Genomic DNA, 13,912 nt, shown 5'->3' on the forward strand with positions numbered 1-13,912 from the left:
GAACCGGGGCATGACCGCCGAGAACCTTTCCCGCCGCGAGCTGCTGCGCCGCGGAGCCACCGGTGCCGGCCTGCTGGCCGCGGGCGCGCTGCTGCCGGGCACCGCCTTCGCCCGTTCCGGACGTCCGGTGCTGACCCACGGCGTCCAGCTCGGCGATCCGCGCCCGGACGGAGCCGTGGTGTGGACGCGGGCCGACCGCCCGTCCCGCATGTTCGTCGAGATCTCCGCCCGCGAGGACTTCCGCGACGCGCTGCGCGTTCCCGGGCCGGCCTTGACACCCGACACCGACGGCACCGGTGAGCTGCGGCTCTCCGGCCTCCCCGCGGGTCATGAGGTGCACTACCGGGTCACCGCGGAGGACCTGGACGGCAGGGTCGTCAGCGAGGGCCTGACCGGCAGCTTCCGGACCGTGCCGCAGGACCGCAGCGACGTGCGGTTCCTGTGGTCCGGGGACGTCGTCGGCCAGGGCTGGGGCATCAACCCGGACATCGGCGGCATGACGATCTACCGCGCGATGGCCGACCGCGAACCGGACTTCTTCCTGCACAGCGGGGACACCGTCTACGCCGATGGACCGGTGGAGGAGTCGGTGACGCTGCCCGACGGCCGGGTCTGGCGCAACGTCGTCACCCCGGAGAAGTCCAAGGTCGCCGAAACCCTCGCGGAGTACCGGGGGCAGTTCGCCTACAACCTGCTCGACGAGAACGTGCGCGCGTTCGCCGCGCGCGTCCCGCAGCTGATCCAGTGGGACGACCACGAGGTCACCAACAACTGGTACCCGGGCGAGATCCTGGACGACGACGACTACACCGAGAAGCGCGTCGACGTGCTGGCCCAGCGCGCGTTCCAGGCGTTCCACGAGTGGCAGCCGATCCGCAGGCAGGACGCCGTCGACGGACGGGTCTACCGGAAGGTCTCGCACGGCCCGCTGCTGGACGTGTTCGTGCTGGACATGCGCAGCTATCGCGACCCGAACTCCGCGGGAACCGCACCGGAGCGCATCCTCGGCGACGAGCAGGCCCGCTGGCTGGTCCGCGAGCTGTCCGCATCGAGGGCGACATGGAAGGTCATCGCCTCGGACATGCCGATCGGCGTCATCGTCCCGGACGGGGACAAGATCGAGGGCGTCGCCAACGGTCTGCCGGGCGCCCCCAACGGACGCGAGTCCGAGCTGGCGCGGGTGCTGCAGGAGATCAGTCGCCGGCAGGTCCGCAACGTCGTCTGGCTGACCGCCGACGTGCACTACTCCGCGGCGATCAACTACTCGCCGCAGCGCGCCGCGTTCACCGGCTTCGACGAGTTCTGGGAGTTCGTCTCCGGGCCGCTCAACGCGGGTGCCTTCGGTCCCAACGAGCTGGACCCGACCTTCGGGCCGGAGATGGCCTTCGTCAGCGCTCCCGCTCGCCAGGGCGCGTCGCCGATGGAGGGCTTCCAGCACTTCGGCGAGGTCACCATCGACGGCGCCACAGGACGACTCACCGTCGACCTCCGAGACCAGCAGGGCACCTCCCTGTGGAGCAAAACCCTCGACCCCCGCTGACCCCACCCAGGTCCCGGCTCTGCCACCAGACGGATTTCCATGGAATTCCGGGTCGTGGTTTCAGCGGGAATCGGGCGGGTTCGAGGTTCGGGGGAAACGGGACCTCGGGTACCAGGGCCTCGGGCCCCGATTTCAGGGGAGATCCGGATGCTGATCTCCGTTGAAATCCGTCATCAGATCGGAAGCAGTGATCGATTCGGGCCCCGGGAGTAAGGGCTTCACCTGCGTCGATACGCTTGCGGTCAAATCGGGCGCTGGGATCTCTGCGCCTGGCGCAACCGTGATGTGAGGAGAGAGAACGTGAGCGAGCGCACTCTGGTGCTGGTCAAGCCCGACGGTGTGGAGCGAGGCCTCGTCGGTGAGGTGATCAGCCGGATCGAGCGCAAGGGCCTGAAGCTGGTCGCGCTGGAGCTCAAGAACGTCGACCGCCAGCTCGCCGAGCAGCACTACGCCGAGCACGACGGCAAGCCGTTCTTCGAGAGCCTGATCGAGTTCATCACCGGTGGCCCGGTCGTGGCGGCCTGCGTCGAGGGCACCAACGCCATCGCGGCCTTCCGCCAGCTGGCCGGCGGTACTCACCCGGTCGAGAAGGCCGCCCCGGGCTCCATCCGCGGCGACTTCGGTCTGGAGGTCCAGTTCAACCTGGTCCACGGCTCGGACTCGCCCGAGTCGGCGGCCCGCGAGCTCAAGCTCTGGTTCCCCGAGTTGGGTGCCTGAGACCCCTGAAGGGCGATCAGCCGGGCGCATCGCCCGGCTGAAATCGCCCCCGGTCGGCGCTCGGGCGAGGCACCTCTACCCTGGTCGGGTGGCTGCGGAGTCCGTTTTCGACAGGTTGGAGCCCCTGCTGGCTCGGGTGTCCAAGCCCGTGCAGTACGTGGGCGGCGAGCTCAACTCGACCGTGAAGGCGTGGGAGGACACCACCGTTCGGTGGTGCCTGATGTACCCCGACGCCTACGAGGTCGGGTTGCCCAACCAGGGCGTTCAGATCCTCTACGAGGTCCTCAACGAGCAGCCGGACGTGCTCGCCGAGCGCGCCTACGCGATCTGGCCGGACCTCGAAGAGCTGATGCGCGAGAACGGGATCCCGCAGTTCACCGTGGACGCGCACCGCCCGGTGGGCGCCTTCGACCTCTTCGGCATCAGCTTCGCCACCGAGCTCGGCTACACCAACCTGCTCGGCGCGCTGGACCTGGCCGGAATCCCGCTGCACGCGGTGGATCGCACCGACGACCACCCGATCGTGCTGGCCGGTGGGCACGCCGCGTTCAACCCCGAGCCGATCGCCGACTTCCTCGACGCTGCCGTGCTGGGCGACGGCGAGGAAGCGGTCCTGGAGATCACCGAGGCCGTCCGGCGCTGGAAGAACGAGGGATGCCCGGGTGGTCGCGACGAGCTGCTGCTGCGGCTGGCCGAGTCCGGCGGTGTCTACGTCCCCAAGTTCTACGACGTCGGCTACGCCGAGGACGGCGGTATCGCCGAGGTCGTGCCCAACCAGGAGCGCGCCCCGTACCGGGTGTTCAAGCGCACCACGATGGAGCTCGACGACTGGCCGTACCCCAAGCAGCCGCTGGTCCCGCTCGCCGAGAGCGTGCACGAGCGGATGAGCGTGGAGATCTTCCGCGGCTGCACCCGCGGCTGCCGCTTCTGCCAGGCCGGGATGATCACCCGTCCGGTGCGCGAGCGCTCCATCGAGGGCATCGGCGAGATGGTGCAGCGGGGCCTGGAGAACACCGGGTTCGAGGAAGTCGGCCTGCTGTCGCTGTCGTCGGCCGATCACTCCGAGATCGCCGAGGTCACCAAGGGTCTCGCCGACCGCTACGAGGGCACCAACACCGGTCTGTCGCTGCCGTCGACCCGGGTGGACGCCTTCAACATCGACCTGGCCAACGAGCTGTCCCGCAACGGCCGCCGCTCCGGGCTCACCTTCGCGCCCGAGGGCGGCAGCGAGCGGATCCGCCGGGTGATCAACAAGATGGTCTCCGAGGAAGACCTGATCCGCACCGTCTCGGCGGCCTTCGCCAACGGCTGGCGGCAGGTCAAGCTGTACTTCATGTGCGGCCTGCCGACCGAGGAGGACACCGACGTCCTGCAGATCGCCGAGATGGCCAAGGAGGTCATCCGCGCTGGTCGCGCGGTGTCCGGACGCAAGGACATCCGGTGCACGATCTCCATCGGCGGGTTCGTGCCCAAGCCGCACACCCCGTTCCAGTGGGCCTCGCAGACCGACCCGGAGACCGTCGACGACCGGTTGCGCAAGCTCCGCGAGGCGATCAACACCGATCGCTCGCTGGGTCGCAACATCGGCATGCGCTACCACGACGGCAAGCCCTCGCTGATCGAAGGACTGCTCTCCCGCGGTGACCGCCGCCTGGGCCGGGTCATCGAGCGGGTGTGGCGCGAGGGCGGCCGCTTCGACGGCTGGAACGAGCACTTCTCCTACGAGCGCTGGGTGGACTGCGCGGAGGCCGAGCTCGCCGAGGTGGGCGTCGACCTGGCCTGGTTCACCACCCGCGAGCGCACCGAGCACGAGATCCTGCCGTGGGACCACCTGGACTCCGGACTGGACAAGGAGTGGTTGTGGGCCGACTGGCAGGACGCCCTGGAAGCTCGCGAGCAGGACGACTGCCGGTGGACGCCGTGCTTCGACTGCGGTGTGTGCCCGACGATGGGCACCGACATCGAGGTCGGCCCGACCGGGCGAAACCTGCTGCCGATCTCGCCGGTCGGGCAGGGCTCGCCGGTGCGGAACTCGGCGTTCACCAACGGCTGACCTGCGTGTTCGTGCGCGAACATGCGGCCGCGCACGAACGTGCGTGAAGCCCTCGGCCGGGTACGGTCTGAGTCGAAAAACTTCCCGCTGGGTGTTGTCACCTCGCGGTTGAGCAAGCAAGCATCGGCATCGTGAGCGGTCCTGGGGGACCGGCGATGACGATCATGGTCGGGGAGGCATTCTGAGTCGGAGAGATCATCCCAATCCTTCGGCGCCGCCGGTGCAGAAGCTGCGCCTGCGCTACGCCAAGAGGGGGCGGCTGCGGTTCACCTCGCACCGGGATGTGGCGCGCACGTTCGAGCGCGCGCTGCGCCGGGCCGGCGTCCCGATGGCCTACTCCCAGGGCTTCAGCCCGCACCCGAAGGTGTCCTGGGCCGGAGCCGTGCCCACCGGCGTGTCCAGCGAGGCCGAGTACGTCGAGCTGCAGTTAGTCGAACGCGTCGAGCCCGAGGCCCTGCGCGCCGAGCTGGACGCGGCTCTGCCCGAGGGCATCGACCTCCTCGAGTCCGTCGAGGCGCGTCCGGGTCCGCTCGCGGACCTGCTCCAGGTCAGCAGGTGGCGGCTCGACCTGCCCGGCACGGACGTGTCCGAGTTGCGCAGGGCGGCCGAGCAGCTGATGGCCGCCGACAGCGCGCTGGTCGAGCGGATGACCAAGGACGGGCGCCGCACCATCGACGCCCGGGCCGCGCTGCTCGAGGCGGAGGTCTGGGAGGGCCCTCGGCCGATTGCGCAGCGTGATCAAAAACGCGACGCGAACGCCCGTGTGGACGATTGGCCCGGGGCGTCCGCACCGTATGGGATACTCGTAACGGTCGTGCGGCAGACAACACCCGTCGTACGGCCCGACGACGTACTGAGCGCCCTGCGTGTCGTCGCCGGTCTGGCACCGTCGGCCGCCACGAGCGCGACCCGGCTGGAACAGGGTCGGCTCGATGACGGGGGAGGCATTGCCGACCCGTTGGCCCAGGACTCAGGCGGCGACCGGACTCCGGCGGGAGAGCCCGCGGTCGGGTGACGGACGTTGTGACGTCGTCGACCCGCCGTACGGCTTCCCGGCCTGCAGGTCCGGGGCGGAGGGACCACGAAGAATTGCCGTCGCCCGCGGGCGGCGGAACCTAAAAGATCGCACATGCCTCTGTGCGGCCGCGTCCACCCGGACGCGCCCGGGGGCGGAGGAGCTAGATGTTGAACATGGACACGCCCGCTGGGAACAACGCCAGCGGGCAATCGCCCACACCCACCCAGGATGAGCAGGGCACCATCGAGTTGCCCGCGAAGCTCAGGGTGCACGCGCTCGCCAAGCTGCTGGGAGCCAGCAGCCGGGAGATCATCAAGGCGCTGGACGAGCTCGGTGAGCCCGTCCGCAGCGCCCAGTCGAACATCAACCGGGACCTGGCGCTGCGCGTCGTGCAGTCGCTGAACCCGGAGCTGGTCGCCGACGACGGTGAGGACGCGGCCGAGGCCGCCCCGGCTGCCCAGCAGCAGGATTCCGGGCAACAGGCGTCGGGCAAGCCCGAAGCCGAGGCACCTGCGTCGGAGAAGAGCGCTTCGGTGCCCGCCGCGGACTTCGCGCCCGCTCCGGCCGGATCGGAATCCCAGGACTCCTCGGCCGGGCTGACGCCGGCGTTCGCCGCTCCGGAGGCCATGTTCCTGGCCCCGCAGGCATCGGCGCCGAGCAAAACCGCCAAGCCCGAACCGAAGCCCGAACCCGAGCCCGAGCGGGAGGCCGCGCCGGCGGAGAAGGCCGCCGAGCCCGCTGCTGACGCTCAGACCACGTCCGACGACGGTCAGGACGAGTCCGCCGACGACGGAGACGACGACTCCGGCAGCCGCCGCCGTCGTCGCCGTGGCCGCCGGGGCCGGGGCCGCGGCCGCGGTGCCGACTCCGACAACGAGTCCGGTGGCGAGGACGGGTCCGAGGACAACCAGTCGGAGACCGCCAAGACCGAGTCCGGTGAGAGCTCCGAGGAGTCCGAGGAGCAGTCCTCCGAGTCGGACGGCCAGTCCGAGGGGAGCCGTCGTCGTCGGCGGCGTCGTCGCCGCAAGGGCTCGTCGGACGACGAGAGCGGCAGCCGCGAGGACGACCCGCCGAACACCGTCGTGCACGTCCGCGAGTCCGCTCCCGAGTCCTCTCGGCAGGACTCCAGCGACGACGAGGTCCGCGCGATCAAGGGCTCGACCCGCCTGGAGGCCAAGCGCCAGCGTCGCAGGGACGGCCGCGAAGCCGGGCGTCGCCGCGCACCGGTGCTCTCCGAGTCGGAGTTCCTGGCCCGTCGCGAGTCGGTGGACCGCAAGATGGTGGTCCGCCAGAGCGGCGACCAGACCCAGATCGCGGTCCTCGAGGACAACGTCCTCGTCGAGAACTTCGTGACCTCCTCGGGCACGGGCTCGCTGGTCGGCAACGTCTACCTGGGGCGCGTGCAGAACGTGCTGCCCAGCATGGAGGCCGCCTTCGTCGACATCGGCCGGGGCCGCAACGCGGTCCTCTACGCCGGTGAGGTCGACTGGGACGCCGCCGGGCTGGCGGGCAAGGCCCGCCGCATCGAGCAGGCCCTGCAGACCGGCGACAGCGTCCTGGTGCAGGTCACCAAGGACCCGATCGGTCACAAGGGCGCGCGCCTGACCACCCAGATCAGCCTGCCGGGCCGGTTCCTGGTCTATGTCCCGGGCGGCGGCGCCACCGGCATCAGCCGCAAGCTGCCCGACACCGAGCGCAAGCGCCTCAAGGAGATCCTCAAGCGGATCGTTCCGGAGAACGCGGGCGTGATCATCCGCACCGCCTCCGAGGGCACCAGCGAGGACGCCCTCGACCGCGACGTGCGGCGGCTGCAGGCGCAGTGGGAGGTCATCAAGGAGAAGGCCGAGACCCCCGGCGCGAACGCCCCGCAGCTGCTCTACGAGGAGCCCGACCTGCTGATCAAGGTCGTCCGCGACCTGTTCACCGAGGACTTCTCGTCGATGACCGTCCAGGGCAACGACGCGTGGGAGACCATCGAGGCCTACGTCCAGCACGTGGCGCCCGACCTGGAGCCGCGGCTGGAGAAGCACGTCGGCAAGAACGACGTGTTCCACGAGAAGCGGATCAACGAGCAGATCTCCAAGGCGCTGGACCGCAAGGTCTGGCTGCCCTCCGGCGGTTACCTGGTCATCGACCGCACCGAGGCGATGACGGTGATCGACGTCAACACCGGCAAGTTCACCGGCTCCGGGGGCAACCTGGAGGAGACGGTCACCCGCAACAACCTGGAGGCCGCGGAGGAGATCGTCCGCCAGCTCCGGTTGCGCGACATCGGCGGCATCATCGTCATCGACTTCATCGACATGGTGCTGGAGTCCAACCGCGACCTGGTCTTGCGCAGGCTCACCGAGTGCCTGGGCCGGGACCGCACCCGCCACCAGGTGGCCGAGGTGACCTCGCTCGGCCTGGTGCAGATGACTCGCAAGCGCGTGGGCACCGGCCTGCTGGAGGCCTACAGCAGCACCTGCGAGCACTGCCGCGGACGTGGGCTGACGGTCTCCACCGAGCCGATCAACCACCAGCACGGCCAGGGCGGTGGCGGCAACAACGGCCAGAGCGGTGGCGGCAACGGCGGTGGCCGGCGCAACCGCAACCGAGGCAAGCAGCAGGACGCCGAGCAGCAGGCCCCGGAGTCGAAGAACGGGCAGAAGTCCGACTCCAAGCAGGACTCCAAGTCCGAAACCAAGGGCGACTCCAAGCAGGACGTCAAGCAGGAGTCGAAGCAGGACTCCAAGCAGGAGTCGAAGTCCGAGACCAAGGCTGAGGCGAAGTCCGAGGCCAAGGCCGAGGAGCGCAAGCCCGAGACCGCTCCGGCCGAGCCGAAGCAGGCCGAGGCCAAGCAGGACGAGCCGAAGAAGGCGGAGGCCAAGCAGGCGGAGCCCGCCAAGCACGCCGAGCCCAAGCAGGCGGAGCCGGTTGCGGAGTCGAAGCCGCAGGTCAGCGAGGCCCCGGCCGCCGCGCCTCAGCCGGTCGAGGCGACGCCGGAGCAGACCGAGCCCCAGTCGGACTCCAACGGAGCCCGGCCGCGCCGCAAGGCCGTCCGGTCCGCCGGGAGCGCGGGCGCTCCGGTCCAGCCGCTCGTGGTGTCCAAGTCCGAGCAGCCGCAGTCGACCGGTGACGGCCTGGCCGACGTCGAGCCGGCGACCCCGGTCCGCCGGACCCGTCGTCGCGCGGTCTCGCGCCCGTCCGGTCCGCCGGTCGAGGACTGACCCGATCAACACCGGAAATGGCCGATCCGTTCAAGAACGGGTCGGCCATTTCCGCTTAACGTCGGTGGCATGACTCGTTGCACACCGCAGCGCTTGGCCGCCGCCGAGCGCTTCATCTGGCTCACGGCTCGGGTGCTGGAGCAGCGCCGTTTCGAACACCTCCACGCCGAGGGCTCGGCGGACGCGGTCCGCACCGCGCTGGAGGCCTACCGCTGCGCCGACGGCGGCTACGGCTACGGCCTGGAACCTGACGCTCGCGGACCGATCAGCCAGCCGCTGCAGACGTGGACGGCGCTGACGATCCTGGACGAGATCGGGCGCTGCGCCGAGGCCGCACCGGCCATCTGCGACCACCTCCAAGCCATCACCCGCCCCGACGGCGGCGTGCCCGGCGGCGACGTTCGCCTCGGCGACTACCCGCACGCGCCGTGGATCCCGGTGGTCGAGGAGCCGGAGGGGAACCTGCTGTCGACCGCGCTGCTGGCCGGGGTTCTGCACAAGAACGCGGTCGCGCATCCGTGGTTGTCGGGGGCGACCGAGTTCTGCTGGAAGAACATCGACGCGCTCACCCAGACCCACCCGTACGAGGCGATCGCCGCGATGGCGTTCCTGGACCACGTGCCGGAGCGGGAGCGGGCCGTCGAAGCCGCGGAGCGCATCGGCGGGTTGATCCGCGAGGCCGGCTACGTGCTGCTGGACCCCGAGCGCCCCGAACTGGCACGGGTGGCGCCGGGCTACGCCTCCGGCGAGATCCCCGGGGTGTGCGACTACGCGGCGAGTCCGTCGGGCCTGGCTCGGCGGTGGTTCAGCGACTCCGAGCTGGAGCGGGGGTTGGATTACCTGGCCGCGCAGCAGCACGAGGACGGCGGTTGGCCGATCCACTGGCTGGAGTGGTCACCCAGCACGGCGCTGGAGGGCAGGCCGCGGGTCACGCTCGACGCGCTGCGCGTCCTGAGCGCCTACGACGAGGCCTGATCCCGCGCGAAGTAGTGCCTCGGCGTCGTGCCGGCGAGTCGGCGGAACTCCCTGGTGAGGTGGGCCTGGTCGGCGTACCCGCAGAGGTGGGCGAGGTCGGCGAGCCGGTGCTCGCCGCCGCTGCGGACCGCCCGCTGGAAGCGGAGCACGCTCACCAGCGCCCGCGGTCCGTACCCGACCGCGTCACCGATCCGGCGCCGCAACTGGCGTTCGGAGGCGCCGATCCGGTCGGCGAGGCCGCTGACCGACGGCGGTCGCGGATCGTCCAGCGCGGCGACCGCGACCGCGGCGGTGCGGTCCGGTTCCCACTCGGCGAGCCGTTCCCGCGCGAATCCCTCCAGCAGCGACGGTGCCAGCGCGGGGCGTTCGGCGATGGCCTCGGCGAGATCCCGTGCCCGGGTTCCCCACAGCTCGGTGGCGTCGATCTGGCAGTCCTGGGCTTCGGCTGCGGGAATGCCGAGGAGGAGCCGGGCTCGCCCCGGGAGGGCGCGGATCCCGAAGATCGGTGTCCCGGCGCCCAGCGAGGAGGTCCAGGGCCGGGTGTCGGGGCCGACGACCTCGATCCGGCCGGCACGCCAGATCAGGTCCACGCAGCCGTCGGGCACGACGAGCTGCGAGCCCGCGGCGACCGCGTTCTCGTGCCCCCAGATGCACGAGACGACACCCCGCAGCCCGGCCGAAGGCGACGATTCCCAATACCCCACACCACGAGTATGCGACGCCCCACGACACGCAACCCCCGCAGCACCCCGCGTCCGCCTCCGGCGTCAGCGCGACGGGGTCGGGGGAGGTGCGTGCGCGGGCAATTCCCAGTTTTAGTCCTAATCAGGAGGCTTTCGCGCCCGAAATGTCCGCTCAGTTAGGACTAAAACTGGGATTTGGTGAGGCGGTGCCGTTGCTTCGGGTGTGGGACTCAGCTGGCACCGCCGCGGGTTCTCACGCGTCGTCTGGCGAGTACGCCGCGACGCCGATGTCCACCCCGGGGTAAGCGGAAGACATCAGGAGTGGCGCACGGAGTCCAGGCGGCGTGTGAGGTTCCGCTACCCGCACCGCCAAGCAAAGTGATTCTGCAATGACCCCTAAAACTGGGAATTGCCGAGGAATGCGAGAGGCCCGGCCCCCTGCGGAAGGGAGCCGGGCCTCAGCTGCGGGGTCAGTTCTGGTCTGAGTCGAAGGACGGGATGTCCGTCCTGTCGTCGGAGCTCGGCATGTCGCCCGGCAGCTCCAGGCCCTTCGTGAGCGGGCCCGGCGACCAGAAACCGGAGTGGGTCTCGTCGTGCAGCCGCAGAGCGGCGGAGGCCGGCAAGGCCTCCGGGTTGTACGGATGCACCTGGTACAGCGAGCCCCAGTCCTTCTGCGGATCGTTGTTGAGGTACGTCGGCAGGAGGCGGGCGCTGGAGGAGACGTTCATCCAGCCGAACGTGCCGCCGGCGTCCGGCGAGGACCAGCCCTCACCGGTGCCGCGGACCTGCTCGCCGCCGCTCACCCGGAACTTCGGAACCTCGGCGATGCCGTTGTAGAGCCCCGAGATCTCCAGGCACGGGTGCACCAGTCCCGCCGGCCACTCCACGAAGGCCGGGTCGTTGCCGACGAACTGCGTGAGCTGGGTCAGCTTCGGGACGCGCGGTGCCGACGCCGCCAGCCAGCCGGTCTGCCCCAGCGACTGGTCCACCAGCACCAGCCGCAGCTTCGTGGCGTCCTTCGCCTCGTCGCCGAGCATGTAGCGGTGCTCCCGCCAGCCCGGAGGCGGTCCTTGCTCCACCGGGGTGCGGTGGGTCACCTGGAAGCCCTGCGGGGTGTCCTTGCCCAGCTCGTAGTACACCTGGTTCGCGCCGGTCTCCGAGCCGGCGATGCTGATCGCGACCGGCAGCTTCCTGGACGCCGCTTCCTCCGGGATGTCGTACCAGGGGGTGCGCAGCTCGCCGGTGCCCTGCCCCTCCTCGTCGTAGCTGCCCCAGACCGGGGCGTCCGGACCGCCGAACTGGTTCGGCGGACGCCAGCTCGGCGCGTCCGGGGAGGACTCGTCGGTCGGCGGCACGCCCGGGTCGTTGAAGCCCACCTGCTTGGGCTGCAGGTACTGCTGGGCGCTCTCCTGGTTGGCCAGCCGCTGGGGTGGCAGCTTCAGGTCGGGCCGCTGGGCGGGGGCCGCGACCGTCGGTTGCTGCGGCGACGCCTTCAACACGCCCTCGCGCGGGTTCGTCTCCACCCCGACGGAGTCGGACAGACCGCAGCTCTGCTGGGTGAGCTGCTTGATGTTGTCCGTGCCCAGCGTGTAGCTCGGGCCCCGCTCGACGATGCCCTTGCCGAACGCGGCGAGCTCGCCGAGCACCAGCAGCGCGCACAGCACCGACAGCGGTGCGGTGGCCCAACGCAGCGCCAGGTTGCGCTTCTCCTTGCTGTCCCAGCTCTCGTCGACGACCGTCGGGTTGTTCTCGTCGATCCTCAGGTGCTCGACGACCGCGACGATGCCGGTGATCGCCGCCACCACGAGGATCATCGTGCTGACCTTGTAGCCCTTGATCGACGGCGGCTTGTCGAACCAGGGGATCCCCCAGCCGGAGACGTACCACCAGGCGTTCGGCCCGGTGACCGCGAAGGCCAGGATCACCAGCAGGCCCGTCACGAACGCCATCCGGTTGCGCCGGGAGCGCAGCACGGTCGTGCTCGTGGCCAGCGCGGTGAGGGCGGCGAGCGCGCCGCCGACCGCGGCGAAGATGCCGAAGTGGTGGGTGTGCTTGGTGGGCGTGAGCGCCAGCACCGCGAAGGACATCGCGGCCACCGCGAGCAGCCGTCGGCTCGGGCCGAGCGCCGCACCGCGGATCCGGCCCCGGCGCAGCAGGACCACACCGCAGGCCACGACGCACAGGATGACCAGCAGCACCGGGAATCGGCGGCTCAGCGAACCGTCGGCGCTCTCGCTGAACAGCAGCAGGTACCGGCTGAGCTCCTCGTACCAGCGGCCGTTGGGACCGAAGGTCGTCTTGAGCTCCATCGCGTCCATCACCGACTGGTACGTCTGGTCGTAGAACACCAGCGTGAGGATCACGAACCCGGACAGCGAGATCGGTGCCAGCACGGGCAGCCAGCCGAACTGCTGAGCTCGTTTGCGCACCATGCGGAACAGCGGTTTGAAGCCTGCGATGTAGGGGAGCACCGCGATCAGCCCGTGCGGGTTGACCCCCACCGACAGCGCGGCGGCGACCAGGCCCAGCGCGGCGGGCGTCAGCCGCTCGGTGGCCACGGCCCGCTCGACGGCGCACAGCGCCAGCAGCGAGAACAGCACGACGACCGGTTCGGCGCGCAGTCCGTTGTTGTAGGGCAGCCAGAAGGCGAGGAACACGGCCGCGGCGGCCCAGCCCGCAGCGTTGCTGCGCCGGACCTGCTGGCCGAGCCTCGGCAGCACTTCGCGGGAGATCAGCAGCCAGCTGATGATGCCCATCAGCAGCGCGGGCAATCGAACCCACGGTGTCGCCGTGGAGACCCGGGCCCACAACGAGTAGACCTCGTAGAACCAGCCGAACGGCGATTCGGGGTTGGCGAACCAGCGGTAGTAGTTGCTGACGTACCCGGCGCTCTGCTCCGAGCGCACCATGCTCAGCACGTAACCGTCATCGGAGGTCATCGCCCCGATCAGCCACCAGATCCCCAGGGCGGCGAACACCGAGATGTCGCGCAGGGTCGGCTTCCACCAGCGTCGCGGTGCCAGTCGTGGCGCGCGCCTGCCCGCCAGGGTGTCCAGGCGGCGCAGGCACATCACCGCACCGATGAACGAGGCCAGGGTGAGCGCGATGACCGTCGTCTTCAGCGGCGTCGCCCAGGAGCTGAACCGGTTGTCCACGCGGGCCTGGAAATCCAGTCCGCGCACGTCGTCGCGCTTGTCGTCCAACGAGGAGTAGATGCCGGTCACCTGCGGGCGCTGGTCGCCGGTCTGGTTGACCCAGCGCTCCTTGCCGAGGGTGGCGGTGGTGCCGTCAGCGTCGGCGCGCACCTTCATCGTGCAGTCGCCGGCGGGCAGCGGCGTGGTGCCGATCTGCTGGCCCTTGGAGTAGAGCAGTGCCTGCCCGTTGTCGACCTGCAGCGAGAGGCCGGTGAGCTGGCCGGAGTCGGAGTCCGGCGGGTTGGTGCTCAGCAGGGACGCCGGTCCCTCGGTTCTCGCGTCCAGGCTGCGCGCCGAGGCGCACGGGATCTTCGCGTCCAGCCACACCGGTTCGTAGGTCACCAGTGGGGCCGAAACCGATTGGGTTCCTTCCGCTGTCGGCCACCGCAACGTCCCCACCTTGTGGTTGACGGGGAGGAACGGAACCAGGAGCGCTAAGACGGTGCCCACCAGCCCGAGGAGCGAGGCGAGCAACCGCAACTTCTTCGCCGACTCTTGCTGCACGGGGGAGACCCTACGGCCG

Annotated in this window: 8 protein-coding genes; 6 read left to right on the top strand and 2 right to left on the bottom strand. The window is 70.2% G+C overall.

Annotation, left to right across the window (positions count from 1 at the left end; genetic code table 11):
- Positions 1–10: 10 nt before the first annotated feature.
- From FHU35_RS24240 to FHU35_RS24265, 6 genes are all read left to right on the top strand, one after another.
- Positions 11–1,540: an alkaline phosphatase D family protein gene (locus FHU35_RS24240; protein ID WP_145743629.1), complete on the top strand. Its 1,530-nt coding sequence runs from the start codon at positions 11–13 to the stop codon at positions 1,538–1,540.
- 300 nt (positions 1,541–1,840) lie between these two features.
- A complete protein-coding gene (gene ndk, locus FHU35_RS24245) occupies positions 1,841–2,257 on the top strand; it encodes a nucleoside-diphosphate kinase (protein ID WP_145743631.1) in 417 nt (138 codons plus the stop codon).
- Positions 2,258–2,345: 88 nt separating this feature from the next.
- Positions 2,346–4,310 (top strand): TIGR03960 family B12-binding radical SAM protein, encoded by a 1,965-nt coding sequence (locus tag FHU35_RS24250; RefSeq protein ID WP_145743633.1) that lies wholly within the window; start codon positions 2,346–2,348, stop codon positions 4,308–4,310.
- Positions 4,311–4,530: 220 nt separating this feature from the next.
- On the top strand, positions 4,531–5,325 hold the full coding sequence (locus FHU35_RS24255; RefSeq protein WP_145743635.1) for a TIGR03936 family radical SAM-associated protein: 795 nt from the start codon (positions 4,531–4,533) through the stop codon (positions 5,323–5,325).
- 167 nt (positions 5,326–5,492) lie between these two features.
- Positions 5,493–8,537 carry a translation initiation factor IF-2 N-terminal domain-containing protein gene (locus FHU35_RS24260; RefSeq protein ID WP_145743638.1) on the top strand — a complete coding sequence of 1,015 codons (3,045 nt, stop codon included), beginning with the start codon at positions 5,493–5,495 and terminating at the stop codon, positions 8,535–8,537.
- Between the two features lie 69 nt (positions 8,538–8,606).
- Positions 8,607–9,512: a hypothetical protein gene (locus FHU35_RS24265; protein WP_145743640.1), complete on the top strand. Its 906-nt coding sequence runs from the start codon at positions 8,607–8,609 to the stop codon at positions 9,510–9,512.
- Here FHU35_RS24265 and FHU35_RS24270 read toward each other — a convergent pair.
- Together FHU35_RS24270 and FHU35_RS24275 are read right to left on the bottom strand one after the other, a co-directional pair.
- A complete protein-coding gene (locus tag FHU35_RS24270; protein ID WP_145743642.1) occupies positions 9,497–10,216 on the bottom strand; it encodes a helix-turn-helix transcriptional regulator in 720 nt (239 codons plus the stop codon). The two genes, FHU35_RS24265 and FHU35_RS24270, sit on opposite strands and share 16 nt — an antisense overlap.
- Positions 10,217–10,665: 449 nt before the next feature.
- Positions 10,666–13,893, bottom strand: a complete 3,228-nt coding sequence (locus FHU35_RS24275) for an arabinosyltransferase domain-containing protein (RefSeq protein WP_246110540.1) — start codon at positions 13,891–13,893, stop codon at positions 10,666–10,668.
- Positions 13,894–13,912: the final 19 nt, after the last annotated feature.

The sequence above is a fragment of the Saccharopolyspora dendranthemae genome (assembly GCF_007829955.1).
Taxonomy (GTDB): Bacteria; Actinomycetota; Actinomycetes; order Mycobacteriales; family Pseudonocardiaceae; genus Saccharopolyspora; species Saccharopolyspora dendranthemae.

Bases quoted from the DNA above. Each gene is read 5' to 3' on its own strand.
- FHU35_RS24240 (WP_145743629.1), top strand. From the start codon at position 11: ATGACCGCCGAGAACCTTTCCCGCCGCGAGCTGCTGCGCCGCGGAGCC.
- FHU35_RS24260 (WP_145743638.1), top strand. From the start codon at position 5,493: ATGTTGAACATGGACACGCCCGCTGGGAACAACGCCAGCGGGCAATCG.
- FHU35_RS24265 (WP_145743640.1), top strand. From the start codon at position 8,607: ATGACTCGTTGCACACCGCAGCGCTTGGCCGCCGCCGAGCGCTTCATC.